Consider the following 24,555-nt stretch of genomic DNA (forward strand, 5'->3'; position numbering starts at 1 on the left):
TCCTTAGAAATAACCCTGGCGTTTTTTCAGTTCCATCGATCCCGCCTGGTCGCGGTCAATCATGCGTCCCTGGCGTTCGCTGGTGGTGGAGACCAGCATCTCTTCGATAATCTCCGGCAGCGTCTGCGCTTCAGACTCTACGGCGCCGGTCAGCGGCCAGCAGCCCAGCGTACGGAAACGCACCATGCGCTCGGTGATCTCTTCACCTGGCTGCAGGTTGATACGATCGTCATCGATCATCATCAGCATGCCGTCGCGCTCCAGTACCGGGCGCGGCGCGGCCAGGTAGAGCGGTACGATTTCGATGTTTTCCAGGAAGATGTATTGCCAGATATCGAGTTCGGTCCAGTTAGAGAGCGGAAATACGCGAATGCTTTCGCCCTTGTTGATCTGGCCGTTGTAGTTATGCCACAGCTCAGGACGCTGATTTTTGGGATCCCAGCGATGAAAGCGATCGCGGAAAGAGTAGATGCGCTCTTTCGCGCGCGATTTCTCTTCATCACGGCGCGCGCCACCAAAGGCGGCATCAAAACCGTATTTGTTGAGCGCCTGCTTCAGCCCTTCCGTCTTCATAATATCGGTATGTTTGGCGCTGCCGTGAACAAACGGGTTGATCCCCATTGCCACGCCTTCCGGATTACGGTGCACCAGCAGCTCGGCACCCATGTTTTTCACCGTACGGTCGCGAAACTCATACATTTCGCGGAATTTCCAGCCGGTATCCACGTGCAGCAGAGGAAACGGCAGGGTTCCCGGGAAGAATGCTTTACGCGCCAGATGAAGCATTACCGAGGAGTCTTTGCCGATGGAGTACATCATCACCGGATTGCTGAACTCGGCCGCCACCTCGCGGATGATATGGATACTCTCTGCTTCCAGCTGACGCAGATGAGTAAGACGATTTTGGTCCATAGTTTTTCCTCAAGCCAAATTGACAACGGCGGACTCGCGAGCCCCCTGCTGTGCAGAATGTTGAAACCAGGCTAATTGCCCGTGCAAGTTCACCACTTCGCCAATCACTAACAGCGCAGGCGTCGGCGCGGCGGCTGCCAGCACCTCAAGTTGATTCAGGGTTCCGGTCAGCACCTGCTGATCCTGACGCGTGCCGCGGCCAATCACCGCCACGGGCGTCAGCGGATCGCGGCCGTGGTCAATCAGACCTGCGGCAATTTCCGCTGCTTTTACGGTGCCCATATAGATAGCCAGCGTCTGGCGCGCACGCGCGAGGGATGGCCAGTCGATGCCATCGCCGTCAGCGCGGCAGTGGCCGGTAATAAACATCACGCTCTGCGCATAATCGCGGTGCGTCAGCGGAATACCGGCATAGGCGGTCGCGCCTGCGGCGGCAGTAATACCCGGCACCACCTGGAACGGAATGCCTGCCGCTTTCGCCGCCTGCAGCTCTTCGCCGCCGCGGCCAAAGATAAAGGGATCGCCGCCTTTCAGACGCACGACGCGCTTGCCCTGCAGCGCCAGTGATACCAGCAGCTGGTTCGTCTCTTCCTGCGGCACCGAATGGGCGCCGGCGCGTTTTCCGACGCAGATGCGATCGGCATCGCGCCGCACCAGATCCAGCACCTCATCGCTGACCAGATGGTCATACAGCACCACATCAGCCAGCTGCATCACCTGCAGACCGCGCAGCGTCAGCAGACCGCTGTCGCCAGGACCCGCGCCGACCAGCGCAATTTCGCCCTGGTTATCGCTGATATGTTCCAGTTCGCGATCGAGCGTCTGGCGCGCGGCGCTGACGTTACCGGCCGCCATCTGGCTGGCAAACAGGCCATTAAAGGCGCGCTCCCAGAAGCGGCGGCGATCGGACATTTTGCGATAGCGCTGTTTGACTTTGTCGCGCCACTCTCCTGCCAGCGCGGCCATCTGACCCAGGTTTGCCGGCAGCAACGCTTCGATTTTCTCCCGCAGCAGCCGCGCCAGTACCGGCGCGGTGCCGCTGGATGAGATCGCCACCACCAGCGGTGAGCGGTCAACAATAGAAGGGAAGATAAAGCTGCATTTAGGCTGGTCATCCACCACGTTAACCAGCTTGTGCCGCGCGCTGGCGGCGTCAAACACCTGTGAATTAAGTGCGTTATCGTCGGTGGCAGCAATAACCAGAAATACGCCGTCAAGCTGAGCCGGCTCAAAACTGCGGGCTATCCACTCTACGGCCTGTTCTGCCTCCAGCGCCTGCAGTTCATGCCCCAGCTCGCGGGCGGCCACCAGGATGCGCGCGCCAGCCCGGCGCAGCAGTTCAATTTTACGGGCAGCGATTTCACCACCGCCGACAACCAGCACCGGACGCTGTCTGAGATCGGCAAAGAGGGGCAGATAATCCACGATAACCTTGCTAGTTTTACAATAAGTTATCGCGACTATACGTCGCGCTATTCCGCCAGATGAAATTACGATTTCGCATGAGTAGTTACCAAATGGAATATAGCGCTGGCAAAGCTGATGCGTTTTTCTGCTTAAGAATTGATTTTATAACGCTTTTTTCAGGCAGCACGATTTCGGCTGTAACCAGCCGGGCATGACTTTAGGAATTAACAGAGGTGCGTGAGAGGGAAACAAAAAACAGGGCGAAAATTCGCCCTGTGGATGGTGGTTAGCCTTCGTGCAAACCGCACTCGCGCTTGAGGCCGAAGAAGCGCGTCTCTTCTTCTGCCATGCCCGGTTCCCATTTTCGCGTGGTATGGGTATCACCCACCGAAAGGTAGCCCTCATCCCACAGCGGGTGGTAGCTCAGGCCGTGCTGTTTCAGGTACTGATGCACCTGCCGGTTATCCCAGTCGATAATGGGCAGGATCTTAAAGACACCGCGCTGTACCGCCAGCACCGGCAGGCTGGCACGGCTGCCTGACTGATCGCGCCGCAGTCCGGCAAACCAGGTCTGTGCGCCCAGCGTGCTCAGCGCCCGGTTCATCGGTTCCACTTTATTGAGCTGGTTATACTGCTCAATGCCGTCCACGCCCTGCTCCCACAGTTTGCCGTAGCGCGCTTCCTGCCATGCGGGCGAGGTTTCCGCACGGAAAATCTGCAGGTTAAGGTTAAGCTTTGCCGTTAACTCATCGATAAAGCGATAGGTTTCCGGGAACAGGTAACCGGTGTCGGTGAGGATCACCGGAATATCCGGCCGCTGCTGCGTCACCATATGCAGCAGCACCGCCGCCTGGATCCCAAAACTGGATGAGAGCACAAAGGCCCCCGGCAGCTGTTCCAGCGCCCAGCTGACGCGCGCTTCAGCAGAGAGTTTCTCCAGCTGCACGTTGCTTTCAGCCAGCGCCATAATACGGTCAACTTTGCTGCCGCTGTTGAGTACGGCGAGATCGGGCAGGGTCATACAGCCTCCGCGTCCCAGAAGTCACGAGCCGGATCCGTCACCGCTTTAACGATACCGGTGCGGATCGTGAAGTCACCAAAACCTTCACCGGCCTCGCGCTCGTTTGCCCAGCGCGCCACCAGTTCATCAATCGTGGCCAGAATTTCGCTCTCAGTGATATTTTCGCGGTACATACGCGGAATGCGCGTACCCACGCGGTTCCCGCCGAGATGCAGGTTGTAGCGACCCGGCGCTTTGCCAACCAGCCCCAGCTCCGCCAGCAGCGCACGACCGCAGCCGTTCGGGCAGCCGGTTACGCGCAGAACGATATGCTCTTCGCCCACGCCGTGACGATGCATGATCTCTTCGACTTTGGTAACAAATGATGGCAGGAAACGCTCCGCTTCTGCCATCGCCAGCGGACAGGTCGGAAACGCTACGCAGGCCATCGAGTTTTCACGCTGCGGCGTTACGCTTTCCATCAGGCCGTGCTCGCGGGCGATCGCTTCAATCTGCGCTTTCTGCGCCTCCGGCACGCCAGCCACAATCAGGTTCTGGTTGGCGGTGAGGCGGAAATCACCCTGGTGTACTCTGGCGATTTCAGCGATGCCGCTTTTCAGCGGACGGCCCGGGTAATCAAGCAGGCGACCATTTTCGATAAACAGCGTCAGGTGCCACTTGTTGTCGATGCCTTTAACCCAGCCGATACGATCGCCGCGGGTGGTGAATTCATACGGACGCGCCGGCGCGAAAGTCAGACCGGCACGCTTTTCCACTTCCGCTTTAAACGTCTCAACGCCCACGCGCTCAAGGGTATATTTGGTTTTAGCGTTTTTGCGATCGGTGCGATTACCCCAGTCGCGCTGCGTGGTCACTACCGCGGCGGCCACATCGAGGATCTTCTCCACCGGCAGGAAACCGAACTCACTGGCGGTACGGGCGTAGGTCGCTTTATTGCCATGCTCAATAGAGAGGCCTCCCCCTACCAGCACATTGAAACCTATCAGCTTGCCGTGCTCTGCAATCGCAATGAAGTTGAGATCGTTAGCATGCAGATCGACATCATTGTGCGGCGGCACCACCACGGTGGTTTTAAACTTACGCGGCAGATAGGTTTCGCCAAGAATCGGCTCTTTATCTGTGGTCGCAACTTTTTCCTTATCCCACCAGATCTCCGCATAAGCGCGGGTCTGCGGCAGCAGGTGCTCAGAGAGCTTTTTCGCCCACTCATAAGCTTCCTGATGCAGCTCAGACTCAACCGGATTTGAGGTGCAGAGTACGTTGCGGTTAACGTCATTGGCGGTCGCCAGCGCATCGAGTCCCACTTCATGCAGCATCTGATGCGTGGGTTTCACGTTCTTTTTCAGAATACCGTGAAACTGAAACGTCTGCCGGTTCGTCAGGCGGATGCTGCCATAGAGCGTTTTTTCAGCCGCAAACTTATCAATCGCCAGCCACTGCGTCGGGGTAATGATGCCGCCCGGCAGACGGCAGCGCAGCATCATGGCGTGACGCGGCTCCAGCTTCTGCTCAGCTCGCTCGGCGCGAATATCGCGATCGTCCTGCTGATACATGCCGTGAAAGCGGATCAGCAGGAAGTTATCGCCGGTGAACCCACCGGTCAGGCCATCGTCGAGATCGTCTAAGATGGTGCCACGCAGATAGTTGCTCTCTTTTTTCAGACGCTCGGCGTCAGAAAGTTTACCTTCAACCACCAGCGGTCCAGGGTGTTTTTCGCTCATTAGTAAACGTCTCGCTGATAACGGCGCTCAATGCGCAGCTCACTCAAAAATTCATCAGCCGTTTCACGATCCATGCCGCCGTGTTCGACCACCACATCCAGTAATGCCTGCTCTACATCTTTCGCCATGCGATTCGCATCGCCACAAACGTAAAGGTGAGCGCCCTCTTCGATCCAGCGCCAGACCTCTGCGCCTTTCGCCCGGATTTTATCCTGTACATAGACTTTCTCAGCCTGATCGCGCGACCAGGCGAGATCGATATTCGTCAGCAGCCCCTGCTTAACATACTTCTGCCACTCTACCTGATAGAGAAAATCTTCGGTGAAGTGCGGGTTGCCGAAAAACAGCCAGTTTTTACCTTCAGCGCCGTCATTGTCACGCTGCTGCATAAAGGCGCGGAACGGCGCAATACCGGTGCCCGGACCAATCATAATTACCGGTGCATCCGGATTGGCCGGCAGGCGGAAGTTATCATTGTGCTCGATAAAGACGCGAATGGCGCCCTCTTCTTCCAGACGGTCGGCAAGCCAGGTGGAGGCACCACCGCCGCGCTGACGGCCATCGATTTCATAGCGCACCGCACCCACCGTAATATGCACCTCGTTTTCGCTCTCCGCCTGGGAGGAGGCGATAGAGTAAAGACGCGGCGTCAGCGGGCGCAGTAATCCCGTCAGCTGCTCGGCATTCAGTTCGGTGGGAGCCTGGCGCACCATATCCACAATCGGGAAGCTCTGGGCATAGCTCTGCAGCTTCTGCTTATCTTCCGTCAGCGCCAGCAGCGCCTCATTGCGCGACAGCGCGGCGTAGCGCTCCACTATCTGCGGCGTGTTGACCGTGAGTTCAAACTGCGTCTGCAGCGCTTCAGCCAGCGGCAGCGTTTTGCCCTGCACCGTCACCTGCTCATCGCCTTTCAGCCACACCAGCTGCAGCAGCTCCTCTACCAGCTCTGCATCATTCTCATACCAGACGCCCAGCGCGTCACCCGGCTGGTAACGCAGGCCGGAATCACCGAGATCGATCTCAATATGGCGCACATCTTTATCAGAGAGGCGGCCGGTGATTTTCTGATTCAGCGCAAAGCTGGCGGTGAGCGGCAGCTCTTTCGTATAAGGGCTGCTGTCGACCAGGTTGACGCTGCCGGCGCTGCTGGCCGCAATCTGCGCCGCAGGGGCGACCGGCACGCGCGCTTTCAGCAGATCGGTCAGCTGCAGGCGCCAGGCGCTGGCCAGCTCGCTATATTCAACGTCCGCATCGACGCGATCCAGCAGACGCTCTGCGCCCAGCTCGGCCAGACGGCTATCGAAATCTTTGCCCGCCTGGCTGAAAAATTCGTAAGAGGTGTCGCCAAGACCAAACACGGCAAACGCCGCGCCATCCATTTTCGGTGCTTTCTTCGACAGCAGGAATTTATGCAGCGCAACCGCCTCTTCCGGTGGTTCCCCTTCGCCCTGGGTCGAGGTGACGATGACCAGCAGCTTTTCCTGGCCAATCTGCTTGAACTTATAGTCGCCGGCGTTAACCAGATTCACGTTCAGCTTCGCTGCCAGCAGATCATCTCGCAGCTGTTCTGCCAGGCGACGCGCGTTGCCGGTTTGCGAGGCTGAAATCAGCGTGACGCCCGGGGTTTCCGCTGGCGGAGCAGCAGGTGTCGCCACCGCGCCAGGGGTCTGGTTGACCATGCCCCAGAAGTAGCCCGAAAGCCAGGCAAGCTGAGTCGTATTAAATTCCGTGGTCGCCGCCTGTAAGCGCGCAAGTTGCTCCGGAGAGAGCGGCAGCATGGAGCCTGGGGGTGCCTGAGTCGTCATCGCGTTAAAAATTCCAGTGTCAGAAGTCCGGACCGAGAAGCGGTGGAAGAGGAGGTAGGTTACCGAGCTGTATATTAACGATTAAATAAGGGTTAGACATAATAAATAACCAAAATGACTAAGCGGTTTTTCGGGTATCGCTAACCGCCAAAAGTGGTAAATTATCCCTTTGTTAAATATGGGTTTTATCTCCAGACGCGGGAGCGGATAGCGTTAAATGCGCTTTTGCACCCCCACGGGTGCGAAAAATCTGCTTTTCAGGTAGACTTCAGCGGTTTTTCCGTCTGAGAGTCATTATGTCTACCACGCTGTTTAAAGAGTTCCAGTTTGAAGCGGCTCACCGCTTACCTCACGTGCCTGAAGGGCACAAATGCGGTCGTCTGCACGGCCACTCCTTTCTGGTGCGACTGGAAATAACCGGTGAAGTGGATGCGTATACCGGCTGGGTCATGGATTTTGCTGAACTGAAAGCGATTTTCAGTCCGCTTTATGAGCGGCTGGATCATCACTACCTGAACGATATTCCGGGTCTGGAGAATCCCACCAGTGAAGTGCTGGCGAAGTGGATCTGGGATGAGCTTAAGCCGGTGCTGCCGGTGCTGAGCGCGGTCATGATCAAAGAGACCTGTACGGCAGGCTGCGTTTACCGCGGCTGACCAGAGCGGCCTCTTCCACGCTGCAGGTGCGCTGGCTGCCCTTCTCCACCCCCGGTTGCTTACTCATGTAAGCGCCTGAGGATGAACGCGGTTGCCGCCTTCCTGCAACGTGGAACCACAGGTGCCGCTCTCTGAACCGCTGTGATACCTGTATTAATCTTCGAACAGCCGATTACTGCTGATTCATCTCTTTGTAACGATCCCCCTCTACGTTGTTGTCTCCTCTGTTAAAGATCAAGAGAATCAACAATGAACCTTGTGAAACACCTTTCTCTGCTTGCTGTTTTTATCTCTGCCTCTGCTGCCGTTCAGGCGCAAAACGTACTTGATTTTCCCCAGCCGGAGAGTATGCCGGCGGAGTTTTATGCGGTGACAGAAATTCCGGCAGGCGGGACGATCAAATATGAAACCGATGCTAAAACCGGGTTTATCGTGGCTGACCGTTTTCAGTCTATGCCGGTCGCCTATCCCGCCAACTACGGTTCGCTGACTCAGTCACTGAGTGGCGATAACGATCCGCTGGATGTGATTTTTTACGCCCGGGCGCCGTTACAGCCCGGCACCCTGATTAAGCTGCGCGCGATTGGCGTGCTAAAGATGATTGATGGCGGTGAGGTGGATGACAAGATTGTCGCCGTGCCCGCCAGCAAAATTGATCCAACCTATGATGATATTAAAGAGATAAGCGATCTGCCGCGAATCGAACAGCAGCGGCTGGAAGCCTTTTTCCGGGTGTATAAACAGTTACCGGATGGCCGTAAGAAGGTCAAGCTCAACGGTTTTGAAGATGCCGCTAAGGCCAGAGCAGAGATTAAGCAGGCATTCGACGCATATAAAGCGAAGCAGTAGCTGACGCGGGCGCCATCAATGGCGCCCCTGCGGTAATATGCGATTCCAACACGGGCGCCATGAATGGCGCCCCTACGGTTATATTCGATTTCCATCCGGGCGCCATGAATGGCGCCCCTACGGTTATATTCGATTTCCATCCGGGCGCCATTAATGGCGCCCCTACGGTAATATTTGATTTCCCACCCGGGCGCCATGAATGGCGCACACTTGCCGGTATTTGCGTAGGGGACGCATTCATGCGTCCCTGGCCGATATGCAATTCCAACACGGGCGCCATCAATGGCGCCCCTACGGCAATATTCGATTTCAACACGGGCGCCATGAATGGCGCACCTGCCGGTATGTGCGTAGGGGACGCATTAATGCGTCCCTGGCCGATGTGCGATTTCTATCCGGGCGCCATAAATGGCGCCCCTGTGGATATGTGCGTAGGGGGCGCATTGATGCGCCCTGCTGTGAATCAGGCGATATTCAGATACTTGTGCGTCTGCATAGAGAGCCGCCAGTTACGGGCGATGCAGGTTTCAATACAGAGCCGGGTTGCGGCATCGCCGCGGCTGATCGGCTGCAGCGCCACAATACGCGGTTTATCGTCATGCAGCTCCGCCAGCAGCTCATCGAGCGCCTCAACGTCACGCTCGCGCGCCACCGGATGCTTGATCTCATCCGCGCGCGTCAGCGCCTGCAGCAGCACATCGTAGCCTCCGCGCATATTCACCTTAGGTGAGACTGTAACCCAGGTTGCCGCAGAGCAGTGCACCTCATGAGTGCCGCTGGTCTCGATCTGACACTGGAACCCGTGCGCTTCCAGACCCTCTGTTAGCGGACGCAGGTCAAAAATTGCCGGTTCGCCGCCGGTGATCACTACGTGGCGCGCGCTCCAGCCCTGCCGGGCGATGGTCTCAATCAGCGTGGCGGCGTCTGCACTTCCCCAGGCATCGCTCTCCACGGTTTTTACCAGAATATCACCCAGTGAGGTCTCCCGATCCGCGCGCTTCTCCCAGGTATGTTTGGTATCACACCAGCTGCATCCCACCGGACATCCCTGTAAGCGGATAAAGATGGCCGGCACGCCGGTATAAAACCCTTCGCCCTGCAGCGTCTGGAACATTTCGTTAATCGGGTAGAACATTTTTCACTCACGTCTCTCATTCGGGGCGCAGATTATGGCAGATTTTTACTGCGGCTTCACAGCCGCTTTGTGCCCTGAAAAACAAAAAGCCCCGCACTGGGCGGGGCTTCAGGCAAACCGTGCTGCACAGAGCAGCACCGGCGGGCGATTACGCCTGGCCTTTCACTTCTTTCAGACCGTTGAACGGCGCTTTCTCACCCAGCGCTTCTTCAATACGGATCAGCTGGTTGTATTTAGCTACGCGGTCAGAACGGCTCATAGAACCGGTTTTGATCTGGCCAGCTGCAGTACCTACCGCCAGGTCAGCGATAGTTGCATCTTCTGTCTCGCCTGAACGGTGAGAAATAACGGCCGTGTAGCCCGCATCTTTCGCCATCTTGATTGCAGCCAGCGTTTCGGTCAGAGAGCCGATCTGGTTGAATTTGATCAGGATAGAGTTCGCGATGCCTTTATCAATACCTTCCTTCAGGATTTTGGTATTGGTGACAAACAGATCGTCGCCCACCAGCTGGATTTTGTCGCCCAGCACTTTGGTCTGGTAAGCAAAGCCGTTCCAGTCAGACTCATCCAGACCATCTTCAATAGAGACGATTGGGTACTGTTTGGTCAGATTTTCCAGGAAGTGAGTGAACTCTTCGGAAGAGAACGCTTTGTTGCCTTCGCCAGCCAGAACATATTTGCCATCTTTATAGAATTCAGATGCGGCACAGTCCATCGCCAGGGTGATATCTTTACCCAGCTCATAGCCCGCTGCTTTTACCGCTTCAGCGATAACTGCCAGCGCTTCAGCGTTAGAGCCGAGGTTTGGCGCATAGCCACCTTCATCACCGACTGCAGTGCTCATGCCTTTGGCTTTCAGAACTTTAGCCAGGTTGTGGAATACTTCAGAACCCATACGGATGGCTTCTTTGATATTTTTCGCGCCCACAGGCTGGATCATGAACTCCTGGATATCTACGTTGTTATCCGCGTGCTCACCGCCGTTGATGATGTTCATCATTGGCAGCGGCATAGAGTATTTGCCTGGGGTGCCGTTCAGCTCAGCAATGTGTGCGTAGAGCGGCAGGCCTTTTGATGCTGCAGCAGCTTTCGCTGCGGCCAGAGAAACAGCCAGAATGGCGTTTGCACCGAAGTTGGATTTGTTATCAGTACCGTCCAGCTCGATCATGATCTTATCGATGTTCGCCTGGTCTTTGGCATCTTTGCCTTTTACCGCGTCAGCGATTGGGCCGTTAACCGCAGCAACCGCTTTGGTTACGCCTTTGCCCAGGAAGCGAGACTTATCACCGTCGCGCAGCTCCAGTGCTTCACGTGAACCGGTAGAAGCGCCTGATGGAGCCGCCGCCAGACCAACGAAACCGCCTTCCAGATGCACTTCTGCTTCTACAGTCGGGTTGCCACGGGAGTCGATGATTTCGCGACCAATGACTTTAACGATTTTGGACATTCGATTTTCCTCAGTACAAGTTAGTCAATCCTAAGACAAACAACGCGCGAAAAGTTCGCGCGTTGTTCGTAAACTCTTACTTCGCTAAACGCTTCTGGTGCTCCTGCGCGGCTTTCACAAAACCGGCAAACAGCGGATGACCATCACGCGGTGTCGATGTGAACTCCGGATGGAACTGGCAGGCCACAAACCACGGATGGTTCGGGATTTCAATAATCTCAACCAGTTGATCGTCGCCGGAACGGCCCGCAATATGCAGACCCGCCGCTTCAATCGGCTTCAGCAGCAGATTGTTGACTTCATAACGGTGACGGTGGCGCTCGGTAATCACATCAGAACCGTAGAGCTGGCGCACTTTACTTTCCGGCGTCAGCTGACACTGCTGGCTACCCAGACGCATGGTGCCGCCCAGATCGCTCTGCTCAGTACGCTGCTCAACGTTGCCATGCTCATCACGCCATTCAGTGATCAGCGCGACAACCGGGTATTTACAGTCTGGCACAAATTCGGTGGAGTTGGCGCCTTCCATCCCGGCCACATTGCGCGCGAACTCCATCAGCGCAATCTGCATGCCGAGGCAGATGCCAAGGTACGGGATGTTATTTTCACGCGCGTACTGCGCCGTCATCAGCTTGCCTTCCACGCCGCGGTAGCCGAAACCGCCGGGGATAAGAATTGCATCGAGATCTTTGAGGATCTCCACGCCGCGCGTCTCGACATCCTGCGAATCGATCAGCTTGATGTTGACGGTTACGCGGTTTTTCAGACCACCGTGCTTAAGGGCTTCAATCACTGACTTGTAGGCGTCCGGCAGCTCAACATACTTGCCGACCATACCGATAGTCACTTCCCCGCCCGGATTCGCTTCTTCATAGATAACCTGCTCCCACTCGGCAAGGTTAGCTTCCGGCGCGTTCAGACTGAAACGCTTACAGATATAGTCATCCAGACCCTGCGACTTCAGCAGGCCCGGGATTTTGTAGATGGAATCGACATCTTTCAGCGAGATAACCGCTTTTTCCGGCACGTTGCAGAACAGCGCGATTTTCGCCCGCTCGTTAGCAGGTACCGCGCGATCGGAGCGGCAGATCAGCACATCTGGCTGAATACCAATCGACAGCAGCTCTTTAACCGAGTGCTGAGTAGGCTTGGTTTTCACTTCACCCGCTGCCGCCATATATGGCACCAGCGTCAGATGCATATACATAGTGTGTTCACGGCCTACGTCTACCGCCATCTGGCGAATCGCTTCCAGGAACGGCAGGGATTCAATATCGCCTACGGTGCCACCAATCTCAACCAGCACGACATCATGACCTTCGCCACCTTCGATGATGCGCTCTTTGATGGCATTGGTAATGTGGGGGATCACCTGGATCGTGGCGCCCAGATAGTCGCCGCGACGCTCTTTGCGCAGCACTTCTGAGTAGATACGACCGGTCGTAAAGTTGTTACGACGCGACATCTTGGTACGAATGAAGCGCTCGTAGTGACCTAAATCCAGATCGGTTTCGGCCCCGTCATCGGTGACAAACACTTCACCATGCTGTGTCGGGCTCATGGTACCCGGATCAACGTTGATATACGGATCGAGTTTCATGATGGTCACATTCAGACCACGTGCTTCGAGGATAGCTGCGAGGGAGGCTGCGGCAATGCCTTTGCCCAGAGAGGAAACGACCCCGCCGGTCACAAAAATATAATTCGTTGTCATGCTGAACCTGAGAGTTTAGGTTTAAAGACGATGGAATAACCAGGACGGGAAAGCAGTATACCCGAAGTCGTCCCCAGCCACAATTGATGAATCACACCATCCTCCCGCGCCGTGCAGCGGCTAACATAGCGGATAGCCAGCCAGAAAATGTTGACGCATGTCACAAAGTTGCTGGATGGCTGAATCGAGTAAGCGCAAGCGGCTGAATTATGCACACTGCTGGAATAAACAGCAGTATGACGCTTAACAGGTTAGTGATTGTTCTCACTCAGTTTTACCTGCTGCCACGCCGCTTCCATCTGCTCCAGCGTCGCCGCAGGCATACTCAATCCCTGCGCGGTAATAATCTGCTCTACGTGGCGAAAGCGGCGTTCAAATTTGTCGTTGGCTTTCTGCAGCGCAATTTCCGCTTTGCTGCCGAGGTGGCGTGACAGATTTACCGTCGCAAACAGCAGATCGCCAATCTCCTCCTCCAGCTTGTCGCTGTCGACAGTGGCCTGCTGCGCTTCATGCATGACTTCGTCAATCTCCTCATGCACCTTATCCAGCACCGGTCCGAGGCTGTCCCAGTCAAAGCCCACGCTGCTGCAGCGCTTCTGGATTTTATGCGCCCGCATCAGCGCCGGCAGCGCGCGCGGAATATCATCCAGCGCCGAGTGCTGCGCTTTCGCCGCGCGTTCATCCTGTTTGATCGCTTCCCAGTTCTGCAACACCTCTGTGGCGCTCTCAGCCTCGGCGCTGCCAAAGATATGCGGATGACGGCGTTCAAGCTTGTCGCTGATTGCGTCGCAGATATCGTCGAAGTTAAAACGCCCCTCTTCCTCTGCCATGCGGGCATAAAACACAATCTGAAACAGCAGATCGCCCAGCTCATCGCGCAGATCGGTAAAGTCTTCCCGCTGAATAGCGTCAAGCACTTCGTATGTCTCTTCCAGCGTATAAGGAGCAATCGTGGCAAAGGTCTGCTGGCGATCCCACGGGCAGCCGCGCGCCGGATCGCGCAGGGTTTGCATCAGGCTAAGCAGACGGTTCAGGGCAGTCATGAAAAATCCTCAAACAACGGTATAAAAAGGGCCGCCGTAAAAGGCGACCCTGAAGAGCAGCGGGCCAGTGCCGGCTGCGCGTTAATTCAAACGACGCGCGTCGATAATATCTGGCACCTGATTAAGCCGCGCCAGCACGCGCCCCAGCACCTGCTGGTTGTAGATCTCAATATCCATATCAATGGTCGCCAGCTGTTTTCTGGTATCGCTGCGGCTGGAGACGCCCAGGACATTGACCTTTTCATTCGCCAGTATGGTCGTGATATCACGCAGCAGGCCGCTGCGGTCGTTGGCGGTAACGCGCACCACCAGCGAATAGCCGCTGGAGTAGCTCTCCCCCCAGACGGCATCAACGATACGCTCTGGCGCATGAGAGATCAGTTCACTGAGCTGATCGCAGTCGGCGCGGTGAATCGAGATGCCGCGACCCTGAGTAATAAAGCCGGTGATATCGTCGCCGGGAATAGGCTGGCAGCAGCGGGCAATGTGATGCATCAGGTTTCCTACCCCCTCCACCACCACGCGACCGCTCTCTTTACGGGCGTTTGAGGCGTGATGCGACTTCTGCGTCAGCTGACGCAGCGCTTCACGATCTTCCTCTTCAGCGCTCGGTTTATTGAGCTTTGCCTGCAGGAAGTTAATCATCTGATTGAGACGAATATCGCCGCCGCCAATCATTGCGAGCAGCTCATCCTGCGAGCCAACGTTGTAGCGCGGCAGCAAAATCTTCTCCGCCTCGCGCATGCTGATATCGAGCTGGCTCAGCTCGTTATCGAGGATCTGGCGGCCCGCCACAATATTTTTATCGCGATCCTGCTTACGGAACCAGGCGTGTACCTTGGAGCGCCCGCGGCTGGTCGTGATGTAGCCCAGATTCGGGTTGAGCCAGTCGCGGCTTGGATTGGGCTGCTTCTGGGTGATGATCTCGATCTGATCGCCCATCTGCAGCTGATAGGTAAAAGGCACAATGCGGCCGCTGATCTTCGCCCCGATACAGCGATGGCCAATATCGCTGTGAATGTGATAGGCAAAGTCGAGCGGCGTGGAGCCGGCGGGCAGATCCACCACATCGCCTTTTGGCGTAAAGACGTAAACGCGATCGTCGAAGACCTGACTGCGAACCTCCTCCAGCATTTCACCGGAATCCGCCATCTCTTCCTGCCAGGTAATCAGCTTGCGCAGCCAGGCGATACGCTCTTCGTGTCCGGCAGCCCCGCGCGAGTTGCTGACGCCCGGGCCCTCTTTATATTTCCAGTGCGCCGCCACGCCAAGTTCGGCATCTTCATGCATCTGACGGGTGCGGATCTGAATCTCAACGGTTTTGCCCTGCGGCCCCAGCACCACGGTATGAATGGACTGATAGCCATTGGGCTTAGGGTTTGCGACATAATCGTCAAATTCGCTCGGCAGATGCCGGTAGAGGGTGTGCACCGTACCGAGTGCGCCATAACAGTCCTGCAAACGCTCTGCCACGATGCGTACCGCGCGCACGTCGAACAGCTCATCAAACGCCAGCGACTTTTTCTGCATCTTGCGCCAGATGCTGTAGATATGTTTCGGCCGCCCGTAGACTTCTGCCCGCACGCCCTCTTTCTGCATCTCCTGACGCAGATTGGTCACAAAGTTATCGATATATTGTTCACGATCGATGCGCCGCTCATGCAGCAGCTTCGCGATGCGTTTATATTCATCCGGATGCAGATAGCGGAAGCAGTAATCTTCGAGCTCCCACTTCAGCTGGCCGATACCGAGCCGGTTAGCCAGCGGCGCATAGATGTTCGTGCTCTCTTTTGCCGCCAGCACGCGTTCATCTTCTGGCGCATCTTTCATCTCACGCAGATGCGCAATCCGCTCGGCCAGCTTGATGACCACGCAGCGGAAATCTTCCACCATCGCGAGCAGCATACGGCGGACATTGTCCACCTGGGCTGAAGCCATAGAGTCATTATGAATCGCTTTCAGCTGGCGAATGGCATCCATGTCGCGTACGCCGTGCACCAGGGAGACAATCCCTTTGCCAAACGCCTGCTCCAGCTTCTCCTCACTGACCACCTCTGCGTTGGCCAGCGGAAACAGCAGCGCTGCGCACAGGCTATCGCAATCCATACTGAGCATAGTGAGGATTTCCACCATCTCAATACCGCGCCACAGCAGCAGAGTCTGATCGGGGTGCTCGCGCGTTTCGGCTTCACAGTAGCGCCAGGTCTCTGCCAGCCGCTCACAGGATTGGGGATTGCTAATCGTCAGGCTGGCAATCCACTGATCGAGGGCAAACTCCCCTGCCGTATTTAAATGCGCACTTCTGACCGCAACCATATCCTCTCCTGCCACAGCGACATAACTGTCGCTTATGTTTTGCTGAACAACACCATGGATTCGAGATGACTGGTATGTGGGAACATATCCAGCATCGCGACCCTTTCCAGATGGTAGCCCGCGGACAGCAGTACCTGACTGTCGCGCGCAAGTGTCACCGGGTTACAGGAAACATAGACCACGCGTTCTGGCGCAAGTTTAACAATATGCGACATCACGCCCGCCGCCCCGGCTCGCGCCGGATCCAGTAACACCTTATTAAATCCCTGCGCCGCCCACGGCTGACGCGAAACATCCTCTTCCAGATTATGCTGGAAAAAGCGTACATTACTTAGATTGTTAAGCGCGGCATTATACTCTGCCTGCTTAACTAATGCTGCAACCCCCTCCACACCTACAACATTTTGTACAGATTTCCCTGCCGGCAGGGTGAAATTACCCATGCCGCAGAAAAGATCCAGCAGGCTGTCATCGGGTTGCAGATCGAGCCACGCCAGCGCTGTTGCCACCATCTGCTGATTAACGCGATCGTTAACCTGAATAAAGTCCTGTGGACTAAAGGTTAGCGTTAAATCCTGCGAGCGGTAGTAAGGCATGCTGCTGTTAATCGCCTGCAGCTCATCGCTGCCGTCAGCCAGATACAGCATCAGCGAGTGCTGATGCGAAAAGCGTTCCAGGTCTGCGCGATCGCGCGCAGAAAGCGCGTCGAGATGACGCAGCACCATCAGCGGGCCGTTGTCTGCCAGCACCAGCTCTGCATGCCCCAGCCGCCTTACCCCCTGCAGCGCGCTCAGGCAGTGGTGCAGCGGCTGCAGCAACGCTTCAAGTTCGGGCACCAAAACAGGGCACTGCTGCAGGGGCACCAGCGCATGACTGGCCGCCTGGCGAAATCCCATCACCAGCCGCTGCTGCTTCGGCTGCCACTGCAGTCCGAGCCGGGCGCGCCGGCGATAGCCCCAGCTATTGCCGCGGATAATCTCCTCAACGGCCACCGGAGAAGCGGCGTCGCGGCTCAGCAGACGGCTCAGCGCGTGCGCCTTGCTGCTCTCCTGCAGTGCAACGGCAGCGTGCTGCTGCTGGCAGCCACCGCAGACGCCAAAATGGCGGCAGCGCGGTATTTCCCGCTGCGGACTGGGCTGTGCGATCTTTATCGCTTTACCGCGGGCAAACTGCCGTTTATCTTCCAGCAGCGTAACCTCTGCCTGTTCGCCCGGCAGCGCACCGCTGATAAACAGGGTTTTCCCCTGATAGCGTGCCACGCCCTGGCCGAACGGATCGAGCTCATCGACCGTGACGGCGATCCGCTGCTTTGTCGTCGGCCGCTGTTTTGCGGCGTAAAATTGCGCCATAGTAATCGTATTCTCTTTTAATCAGGTTGTGCCGCCCGCCACGACGCGTGCACAGGAACACGGCAATCGCCAGGGCATCGTGATGACCAAATACAGCCTGCGGGCGCGGATGATGATTTTAATACTGGCGCCAACGCTGCTGATTGGTCTGCTGCTCAGCACCTTTTTTGTCGTCCACCGCTATAACGAACTGCAGCGCCAGGTTTTTGACGCCGGCGCAAATATTATCGAACCTCTGGCGGTATCCAGTGAGTATGGGATGAGCTGGCACGATCGCGCTGCGATCCACGAGCTGGTCAGCCTGCTGCACCGGCGCCATTCCGATATTGTCCGTGCCATTACGGTTTTCGACAACCAGAATCGCGTTTACGCCACATCCAACAGTAAGCAGAACCTGGCGCTGCTGCAAAAAGAGGATATGACGCAGCTGCGCGAGGGCGTAACGCATGAACGCCAGGGTAACCTGCTGGTGCTGCGCACGCCGATTATATCTGAACGCTACTCCGCTGATGAGCAGCCGGATGAACAGACCAAACCCGACGGTAATCCCCTGGGCTATGTCGCCATTGAGCTGGATCTGCAGTCGGTACGGCTGGCGCAGTATAAAGAGGTATTTGTCGCAACGCTGCTGCTGCTGTTCTGCCTCTGCCTCGCCATGCTGTTCGCCTATCGTCTGATGCGCGATGTGACCGGCCCGATACGCAATATGGTAGCCACCGTGGATCGCATCCGGCGCGGCCAGCTCGACAGCCGGGTGGAAGGCTATATGCTGGGCGAGCTCAGCATGCTTAAAAACGGTATCAACGCGATGGCGATGTCGCTGACCGCCTACCATGAAGAGATGCAGCAAAATATTGACCAGGCCACCTGGGATCTGCGCGAAACGCTGGAGCAGCTGGAGATTCAGAACGTCGAGCTGGATCTGGCGAAGAAACGCGCTCAGGAGGCGGCCCGCATTAAATCTGAGTTTCTGGCAAATATGTCTCACGAGCTGCGTACGCCGCTCAACGGCGTGATCGGCTTCAGCCGCCAGATGCTGAAAACCAGCCTGAGCACCAGCCAGCGCGACTATATGAGTACGATTGAGCGCTCCGCCAATAATCTGCTGAGTATTATCAACGATGTGCTGGATTTCTCGCGTCTGGAATCGGGCAAGCTGGTGCTGGAATCTATTCCTTTTCCGCTGCGCGCCACGCTGGATGAGACGCTGGTGCTGCTGGCGCCCTCCGCGCATGAGAAAGGGCTGGAGATCACCGTCTGCCTGCAAAACAGCGTGCCTGACAACGTTATCGGCGATCCGCTGCGGCTGCAGCAGATCCTGATCAACCTGATAGGTAACGCCATCAAGTTTACCGAGCAGGGGCATATCGACCTGCGCGTTGAGCTGCAGCATCTCAGCGCCACGCAGGCGGAACTGGAGATCCAGGTGCATGACACCGGTATCGGCATTCCGGAAATGCAGCAGCCGCAGCTGTTTCAGGCGTTTCGCCAGGCGGATGCCAGCATTACCCGCCGACACGGCGGCACGGGACTTGGGCTGGTGATCACCCAGAAGCTGGTGCAGGAGATGGGCGGCGAAATCGCTTTTCACAGCCAGCCCGATCGGGGGTCGGTTTTCCGGGTGCGCGTCCGGCTCAATCTTAACCCGAATGCCCCTACTATTCCGCGCGTGCTGGATGACCTGCACGCCACAACGCTGGCCTATGTCGAGCCCCATCCGGCAGTGGCGCGCGTGGTGCAGGAGATGCTCAGTATCACCCCGCTCAGGGTAGAGTATTATCCCAGCCTGGCTGCGCTGCCGGAACGCCACTATCCTCTGCTGCTGGTGGGAATGCCGGTCGCTAAGCCGCACCCGGCAACGCTGACCGATACGGAGATCCAGCAGCTGTGCGATCGCGCGGATGCCGTACTGCTGGCGCTGCCGAGTGAGATGATGCTGTTTGCCGACGATCTGCGTGCGCGGGGCATTGCCGGCTGTATCGCAAAACCGGTTTCGCTGACGCGCTTTATCCCGCTGCTGCTGGATATCGGCAGCCGTCAGCACCGCCTGATCTCCCCGCTGCCGCGCCAGCCGCTGACGGTGATGGCGGTGGATGACAACCCGGCTAACCTCCGGCTTATCGGCGCGCTGCTGGAGGAGCAGGTTGAAAATATCATTCTGTGTGACAACGCAGAGCAGGCCATACACGCCGCACAGCAGCAGCGGCTGGATGTGATCCTGATGGATATACAGATGCCCGATATCGACGGTATTCAGGCCAGCGAGATTATCCGGCGCCTGCCGCTGCACGCCAGCACGCCAATCGTTGCGGTAACGGCGCACGCACTGGATGGCGAGCGCGAGCAGCTGATTGCCGCCGGCATGAATGACTATCTGGCAAAACCGATTGATGAAACCCGCCTGGCTCAGCTGCTGCAGCGCTATCTGCCGGTTGCGCCCGCCTCTCAGCCGCCCGCGGTGGGAGTTGCCGTCTCGCTTGACTGGTCACTGGCGCTGCGTCAGGCGGCCGGCAAACCGGCCCTGGCGCGCGATCTGCTACAGATGCTGCTCGATTTCCTGCCCGAGGTGGAGGCGCGCGTGGCGCACTGTATGGCTGAAGGTGACGTAAACGGGCTGCGTGAAATTATTCACAAGCTGCACGGAAGCGCCAGTTACAGCGGTGTCCCGCGCCTGAAACAGCTCTGCCAGCAGCTGGAAGGCAGCCTGCACCAGGCGAGTGATATTGCCGCGCTGGAGCCGGAACTGCTGGAGCTGAGTGATGAGATGGCCAACGTTGCGCGCGAGGCGCGTAAGCGGCTGGCGCTGGCGTAAAATGGCGTGTCAGAACGATCTTTATGGCGACGCCCATACCGGCCTTAGCCGCCGGGCCGCCGCGCATCGCGGTCCGGCCTACAGCCCTTTGCCTATCCTGATGGCTGCCGCAACGTTACGCGCCGTCAGGCGCACATTCTGTTCCGCACTGGCCAGCGCCTCTTCCAGAGAACAGATGCTGAACAGTACGCTGTAGACCGCATCAAGGCCGTGAGCGTGTACAACCCCCACGTCAGAGGTCAGGCTACCGGCAATACCAATCACCGGCTTATTAAACTGTTTGGCAACCCGCGCCACGCCGATTGGCACCTTGCCATTCACAGACTGACTGTCGATGCGCCCTTCCCCCGTGATCACCAGATCGGCATCTTTGACCTGCTCCGCCAGCCCGAGCGCCTCCGTCACAATCTCAATGCCGCTGCGCAGCTCAGCCTGACAGAATGCGTGCAGCGCCGCACCCATACCGCCCGCCGCGCCGCCGCCCGCAATATGCAGCACGTCGATATCCAGATCGCGCTGAATAAGCGAAGCGTAGTGGGCCAGCGCCCGATCCAGCTGCGCGATTTGTGCCGGAGTGGCGCCCTTCTGCGGGCCAAACACCGCCGAAGCGCCTTTTTCCCCGGTCAGCGGATTGGTGACATCGCAGGCGACCTCAAAGCGGCACGCTTTGATTCGCGCATCCACTCCGCTGATATCGATCTGCGCCAGCTGCGCCAGCGCCGCGCCGCCAGGCGCCAGATCGCGGCCGGCGCTGTCCAGCAGCCGGGCGCCCAGCGCCTGTATCATTCCGGCACCGCCATCGTTGGTGGCGCTGCCGCCTATGCCAATGATGATGTGCTCTACGCCGCGATCGAGCGCGTTTTTGATCAGCTCACCGGTGCCCCACGACGTGGTGATCAGCGCATTGCGCTGCGCCACCGGCACAAGTTCCAGGCCGCTGGCGGCAGCCATCTCAATAAACGCGGTGCGCTCATCCCCCGACAGGCCATAAAACGCCGCCACCGGCTCGCCCAGCGGGCCGGTTGCGGTTAGCCGGACAAGCGTACCGCTGGTGGCGGCCACCATGGCCTCAACGGTGCCCTCACCGCCGTCGGCAACCGGGATTTTGACATACTCGGCGGCCGGGAAAACCTCGCGGAAACCCGCTTCAATTGCGGCAGCCACATTCAGGGCAGACAGACTCTCTTTATATGAATCGGGTGCGATGACAATTTTCATAGGCAATCCAGGCGCGATGGGTAACGTAACGGTATGCTGCTTTGCTCACGCAGCCTGTTCTCCGGCCTCCGCAGACGCCGGAGAGCGGCTTTACCGGGCGATCTCAACCTGCGCTAACTTCTCATAATAGCAAGCCAGCGCGCTGTGGTCGGCGGAGCCCTGACCGCTGGTTTTCAGCGCCTGCATCATCTCCATCACCGCGGCCGTCAGCGGCAGATGCGCGCCAATGCCGTGTGACGTATCCAGCGCATTGGCTAAATCCTTGATATGCAGGTCGATACGGAAACCGGGTTTGAAGTTGCGATCCAGCACCATGGGTGCTTTGGCATCAAGCACGGTGCTGCCCGCCAGGCCGCCGCGGATCGCCTGATAAACCAGCTCCGGATTCACGCCCGCCTTGGTTGCCAGCGAGAGCGCTTCAGACATCGCTGCAATGTTCAGCGCCACAATCACCTGATTTGCCAGCTTGGTCACGTTACCGGCGCCGATATCACCGGTATGCACCACCGAGCCTGCCATCGCTTTCATAATCTCAAAGCATTGGTCGAAGATCGCTTTATCGCCACCCACCATCACCGACAGTGTGCCCTCGATCGCTTTTGGCTCACCGCCGCTGACCGGCGCATCAAGCATACGGATCCCTTTTTCTGCCAGCGCGTCGTGGATCTCACGACTGGCCAGCGGGGCAATAGAACTCATATCAATTACAATCAGGCCAGGTTTTGCACCTTCAATGATGCCGCCCGCGCCCAGGCAGACTTCCTGCACCTGCGGCGAGTTAGGTACCATGGTGATCACCACATCCACCTGTTCTGCTACCTCTTTGGGCGTTTTTGCTATCGTCGCGCCCAGTTCGGCCAGTTCTGCCTCATTGCCTGCGTTGTGATCGCGCACCACCAGCGTGTAACCCGCTTTGACCAGGTTTTTACTCATCGGTTTGCCCATAATACCGAGGCCGATAAATCCAATTTTCATTGCCTTCCCCTTTCTGCGTTACAGTTTAAATTTGTTGCACAGCGCCTGCGTGGCGTTGCGGAAAACCCCGAGATCGCTGCCGACGGCAACAAAGGTGGCGCCCCATTCCAGATAGCGCCGCGCGTCCGCCTCTACCGGTGCCAGAATGCCACACGGCTTGCCTGCGGCTTTGGCGCGTTCAAACAGGTACTGAATAACTTTCAGCACCTCAGGATGCGCAGGCTGGCCCAGGTATCCCAGCGCGGCTGAGAGATCGCCCGGACCGACAAAAATCCCGTCCACGCCGTCAACGGCGGCGATCGCATCGATGTTATCTACCGCCTGCTGCGTTTCGATCTGCACCATCAGCGTGATGTTGTCGTTAATCGTGGCGTTATAGTCCGGCAGCGTGCCGTACATATTGCTGCGGTGCGAAACTGACACGCCGCGGATGCCCGCTGGCGGGTAGCGGGTTGAGGCAACGGCGCGGCGCGCCTCCTCTTCCGTCTCCACAAAGGGGATCAGGAAGTTATAGAAGCCGATATCGAGCAGGCGTTTAATGATCACCGGCTCATTGCACGGCGGACGCACGACCGCAGCGCTGCTGCTGCCTTTCAGCGCCATCAGCTGCGGTACAAACGTGGTGATGTCGTTGGGCGCATGTTCGCCGTCCAGCACCAGCCAGTCGAAGCCTGCCAGCCCCAGCACTTCAGTAGTCAGCGGACTGGCAAGGGCGCACCAGCTGCCTATCAGGGTCTCTCCTGCCAGCAGGCGGCGGCGAAATGTATTTGGCCAGGCATTACTCATTCTGTTTACTCCTGTATATGACGGCAGGCCCCCTTTCAGGGAGCCTGAAGCGTTAGCGCACCAGGCAGGGACGCTTATTATCAAAAGTCCAGTCCGGTACCAGGAACTGCATCGCCTGAGCGTCGTCACGCGCGCCCAGCCCATGTTTCTGATACAGCGCGTTTGCCTGCATCACCTGGTCCATATCCAGCTCCACGCCAAGCCCCGGCTTCTGCGGTACCTGCACCATGCCGCCTTTAATGACAAACGGCTCTTTGGTCAGGCGCTGATTACCCTCCTGCCAGATCCAGTGGGTGTCGATAGCGGTAATCGCGCCCGGCGCGGCGGCGGCAACGTGGGTAAACATCGCCAGCGAAATATCAAAATGGTTATTGGAGTGCGAACCCCAGGTGAGGCCAAAGTCGTGGCACATCTGCGCCACGCGCACGGAACCCTGCATGGTCCAGAAGTGCGGATCGGCCAGCGGAATATCCACCGACTGCAGCGATAGCGTGTGGCCCATCTGCCGCCAGTCGGTGGCGATCATATTGGTTGCGGTCGGCAGCCCGGTGGCGCGGCGGAACTCCGCCATTACCTCGCGGCCGGAGTAGCCCTGCTCCGCGCCACAGGGATCTTCTGCATAGGCGAGCACGCCCTTCAGCTGTTTGCCCAGCAGGATGGCCTCATTCAGCGACCAGGCGCCGTTGGGATCGAGCGTGATGCGCGCCTCCGGAAAGCGTCTGGCGAGTGCGGTAACCGCCTCAGCCTCTTCGCCGCCGCGCAGCACGCCGCCTTTGAGTTTGAAATCGTTGAAGCCATATTTCTCATACGCGGCCTCTGCCAGTCGCACGACCGCATCTGGCGTAAGCGCCTCTTCATGGCGCAGGCGATACCAGTCGCACGGATCGCGCTCCTGGCTCTGGTAGGCGAGCGAGGTCTTGCGGCGATCGCCAATATAGAAGAGGTAGCCAAGCATCTCCACGCGGTCGCGCTGCTGGCCATCGCCCAGCAGCGACGCGACGTTTACGCCCAGATGCTGCCCGAGTAAATCGAGCAGCGCCGCTTCGATACCGGTTACCACATGGATAGTCGTGCGCAGGTCAAACGTCTGGCTGCCGCGCCCGCCAGCATCGCGGTCAGCAAAGGTGCTCCGCACCAGGTTGAGAATATTTTTATATTCGCCGACGGTTTTTTCGATCACCAGCGCGGCGGCATCCTCCAGCGTCTGACGGATCTTTTCTCCGCCCGGTATCTCGCCCACGCCGGTATGCCCGGCGTTATCTTTAATGATCACAATATTGCGGGTAAAAAATGGCGCGTGCGCCCCGCTCAGGTTGAGCAGCATGCTGTCGTGTCCGGCAACCGGAATAACCTGCATAGCGACGATTTTAGGGGTCTGACTCATTTCCT

18 protein-coding genes are annotated in these 24,555 nt (G+C 57.6%); 3 read left to right on the forward strand and 15 right to left on the reverse strand.

All coding sequences use genetic code 11. The features are described from left to right. Nucleotides 1-3 precede the first annotated feature (3 nt). From cysD to cysJ, 5 genes are all read right to left on the reverse strand, one after another. Nucleotides 4-912 carry a sulfate adenylyltransferase subunit CysD gene (gene cysD / locus DBY66_RS12605; protein ID WP_039379862.1) on the reverse strand — a complete coding sequence of 303 codons (909 nt, stop codon included), beginning with the start codon at nucleotides 910-912 and terminating at the stop codon, nucleotides 4-6. Nucleotides 913-921: 9 nt separating this feature from the next. Beyond that, nucleotides 922-2,337 carry a siroheme synthase CysG gene (gene cysG, locus DBY66_RS12610; protein ID WP_108569625.1) on the reverse strand — a complete coding sequence of 472 codons (1,416 nt, stop codon included), beginning with the start codon at nucleotides 2,335-2,337 and terminating at the stop codon, nucleotides 922-924. A 268-nt stretch (nucleotides 2,338-2,605) separates the two neighbouring features. Continuing rightward, on the reverse strand, nucleotides 2,606-3,340 hold the full coding sequence (locus DBY66_RS12615; RefSeq protein ID WP_039379866.1) for a phosphoadenylyl-sulfate reductase: 735 nt from the start codon (nucleotides 3,338-3,340) through the stop codon (nucleotides 2,606-2,608). Then, nucleotides 3,337-5,061: an assimilatory sulfite reductase (NADPH) hemoprotein subunit gene (gene cysI, locus DBY66_RS12620; RefSeq protein WP_039379868.1), complete on the reverse strand. Its 1,725-nt coding sequence runs from the start codon at nucleotides 5,059-5,061 to the stop codon at nucleotides 3,337-3,339. Before cysI ends, DBY66_RS12615 begins: the two co-directional genes overlap by 4 nt. Further along, complete coding sequence (gene cysJ, locus DBY66_RS12625) at nucleotides 5,061-6,866, reverse strand: NADPH-dependent assimilatory sulfite reductase flavoprotein subunit (protein WP_108569626.1); 1,806 nt, start codon at nucleotides 6,864-6,866, stop codon at nucleotides 5,061-5,063. The genes cysI and cysJ overlap by 1 nt, the downstream gene beginning before the upstream one ends. Before the next feature lie 293 nt (nucleotides 6,867-7,159). Here cysJ and queD point away from each other — a divergent pair, with 293 nt between their 5' ends. Then, nucleotides 7,160-7,522 (forward strand): 6-carboxytetrahydropterin synthase QueD, encoded by a 363-nt coding sequence (queD, locus tag DBY66_RS12630; RefSeq protein WP_104085513.1) that lies wholly within the window; start codon nucleotides 7,160-7,162, stop codon nucleotides 7,520-7,522. A gap of 249 nt (nucleotides 7,523-7,771) precedes the next feature. Then, nucleotides 7,772-8,371 (forward strand): inorganic diphosphatase, encoded by a 600-nt coding sequence (locus tag DBY66_RS12635; protein WP_108569627.1) that lies wholly within the window; start codon nucleotides 7,772-7,774, stop codon nucleotides 8,369-8,371. A 463-nt stretch (nucleotides 8,372-8,834) separates the two neighbouring features. On the opposite strand, the gene queE is transcribed toward DBY66_RS12635, so the two are convergent. From queE to rlmD, 6 genes are all read right to left on the reverse strand, one after another. Further along, complete coding sequence (gene queE / locus DBY66_RS12640; RefSeq protein ID WP_039379876.1) at nucleotides 8,835-9,506, reverse strand: 7-carboxy-7-deazaguanine synthase QueE; 672 nt, start codon at nucleotides 9,504-9,506, stop codon at nucleotides 8,835-8,837. A 148-nt stretch (nucleotides 9,507-9,654) separates the two neighbouring features. Continuing rightward, nucleotides 9,655-10,953, reverse strand: a complete 1,299-nt coding sequence (gene eno / locus DBY66_RS12645; RefSeq protein WP_108569628.1) for a phosphopyruvate hydratase — start codon at nucleotides 10,951-10,953, stop codon at nucleotides 9,655-9,657. 76 nt (nucleotides 10,954-11,029) lie between these two features. Beyond that, nucleotides 11,030-12,667: a glutamine hydrolyzing CTP synthase gene (pyrG, locus tag DBY66_RS12650; RefSeq protein WP_071668542.1), complete on the reverse strand. Its 1,638-nt coding sequence runs from the start codon at nucleotides 12,665-12,667 to the stop codon at nucleotides 11,030-11,032. 251 nt (nucleotides 12,668-12,918) lie between these two features. After that, on the reverse strand, nucleotides 12,919-13,710 hold the full coding sequence (gene mazG, locus DBY66_RS12655) for a nucleoside triphosphate pyrophosphohydrolase (RefSeq protein WP_108569629.1): 792 nt from the start codon (nucleotides 13,708-13,710) through the stop codon (nucleotides 12,919-12,921). An 81-nt stretch (nucleotides 13,711-13,791) separates the two neighbouring features. Further along, nucleotides 13,792-16,026 carry a GTP diphosphokinase gene (relA, locus tag DBY66_RS12660; RefSeq protein ID WP_039379884.1) on the reverse strand — a complete coding sequence of 745 codons (2,235 nt, stop codon included), beginning with the start codon at nucleotides 16,024-16,026 and terminating at the stop codon, nucleotides 13,792-13,794. 32 nt (nucleotides 16,027-16,058) lie between these two features. Next, entirely contained in the window at nucleotides 16,059-17,375 is a 1,317-nt protein-coding gene (gene rlmD, locus DBY66_RS12665) for a 23S rRNA (uracil(1939)-C(5))-methyltransferase RlmD (RefSeq protein ID WP_039379887.1), read from the reverse strand. 82 nt (nucleotides 17,376-17,457) lie between these two features. Here rlmD and barA point away from each other — a divergent pair, with 82 nt between their 5' ends. After that, nucleotides 17,458-20,187 (forward strand): two-component sensor histidine kinase BarA, encoded by a 2,730-nt coding sequence (gene barA, locus DBY66_RS12670; RefSeq protein WP_108569630.1) that lies wholly within the window; start codon nucleotides 17,458-17,460, stop codon nucleotides 20,185-20,187. A 78-nt stretch (nucleotides 20,188-20,265) separates the two neighbouring features. Here the strand turns inward: barA and DBY66_RS12675 are convergent, their stop codons facing one another. The 4 genes from DBY66_RS12675 to gudD all read right to left on the reverse strand — a co-directional run bounded on the left by DBY66_RS12675 (nucleotide 20,266) and on the right by gudD (nucleotide 24,550). Further along, complete coding sequence (locus DBY66_RS12675) at nucleotides 20,266-21,405, reverse strand: glycerate kinase (protein ID WP_039379892.1); 1,140 nt, start codon at nucleotides 21,403-21,405, stop codon at nucleotides 20,266-20,268. 90 nt (nucleotides 21,406-21,495) lie between these two features. Further along, nucleotides 21,496-22,380, reverse strand: a complete 885-nt coding sequence (gene garR / locus DBY66_RS12680; protein ID WP_071668545.1) for a 2-hydroxy-3-oxopropionate reductase — start codon at nucleotides 22,378-22,380, stop codon at nucleotides 21,496-21,498. Nucleotides 22,381-22,398: 18 nt separating this feature from the next. Beyond that, a complete protein-coding gene (gene garL, locus DBY66_RS12685; protein WP_039379896.1) occupies nucleotides 22,399-23,166 on the reverse strand; it encodes a 2-dehydro-3-deoxyglucarate aldolase in 768 nt (255 codons plus the stop codon). A gap of 52 nt (nucleotides 23,167-23,218) precedes the next feature. After that, nucleotides 23,219-24,550 (reverse strand): glucarate dehydratase, encoded by a 1,332-nt coding sequence (gene gudD, locus DBY66_RS12690; RefSeq protein WP_039379898.1) that lies wholly within the window; start codon nucleotides 24,548-24,550, stop codon nucleotides 23,219-23,221. Nucleotides 24,551-24,555 lie beyond the last annotated feature (5 nt).

This window comes from Pantoea sp. RIT413 (genome assembly GCF_003057675.2).
GTDB lineage: Bacteria > Pseudomonadota > Gammaproteobacteria > Enterobacterales > Enterobacteriaceae > Pantoea > Pantoea eucrina.

What these genes read in the sequence shown, in the direction of transcription:
- garL (WP_039379896.1), bottom strand. Translation starts at nt 23,166, where the DNA reads ATGAGTAATGCCTGGCCAAATACATTTCGCCGCCGCCTGCTGGCAGGA.
- queE (WP_039379876.1), bottom strand. Translation starts at nt 9,506, where the DNA reads ATGTTCTACCCGATTAACGAAATGTTCCAGACGCTGCAGGGCGAAGGG.
- cysD (WP_039379862.1), bottom strand. Translation starts at nt 912, where the DNA reads ATGGACCAAAATCGTCTTACTCATCTGCGTCAGCTGGAAGCAGAGAGT.
- relA (WP_039379884.1), bottom strand. Translation starts at nt 16,026, where the DNA reads ATGGTTGCGGTCAGAAGTGCGCATTTAAATACGGCAGGGGAGTTTGCC.
- barA (WP_108569630.1), top strand. Translation starts at nt 17,458, where the DNA reads ATGACCAAATACAGCCTGCGGGCGCGGATGATGATTTTAATACTGGCG.
- pyrG (WP_071668542.1), bottom strand. Translation starts at nt 12,667, where the DNA reads ATGACAACGAATTATATTTTTGTGACCGGCGGGGTCGTTTCCTCTCTG.
- rlmD (WP_039379887.1), bottom strand. Translation starts at nt 17,375, where the DNA reads ATGGCGCAATTTTACGCCGCAAAACAGCGGCCGACGACAAAGCAGCGG.
- eno (WP_108569628.1), bottom strand. Translation starts at nt 10,953, where the DNA reads ATGTCCAAAATCGTTAAAGTCATTGGTCGCGAAATCATCGACTCCCGT.
- gudD (WP_039379898.1), bottom strand. Translation starts at nt 24,550, where the DNA reads ATGAGTCAGACCCCTAAAATCGTCGCTATGCAGGTTATTCCGGTTGCC.
- DBY66_RS12635 (WP_108569627.1), top strand. Translation starts at nt 7,772, where the DNA reads ATGAACCTTGTGAAACACCTTTCTCTGCTTGCTGTTTTTATCTCTGCC.
- mazG (WP_108569629.1), bottom strand. Translation starts at nt 13,710, where the DNA reads ATGACTGCCCTGAACCGTCTGCTTAGCCTGATGCAAACCCTGCGCGAT.
- DBY66_RS12615 (WP_039379866.1), bottom strand. Translation starts at nt 3,340, where the DNA reads ATGACCCTGCCCGATCTCGCCGTACTCAACAGCGGCAGCAAAGTTGAC.
- cysJ (WP_108569626.1), bottom strand. Translation starts at nt 6,866, where the DNA reads ATGACGACTCAGGCACCCCCAGGCTCCATGCTGCCGCTCTCTCCGGAG.
- cysI (WP_039379868.1), bottom strand. Translation starts at nt 5,061, where the DNA reads ATGAGCGAAAAACACCCTGGACCGCTGGTGGTTGAAGGTAAACTTTCT.
- garR (WP_071668545.1), bottom strand. Translation starts at nt 22,380, where the DNA reads ATGAAAATTGGATTTATCGGCCTCGGTATTATGGGCAAACCGATGAGT.
- DBY66_RS12675 (WP_039379892.1), bottom strand. Translation starts at nt 21,405, where the DNA reads ATGAAAATTGTCATCGCACCCGATTCATATAAAGAGAGTCTGTCTGCC.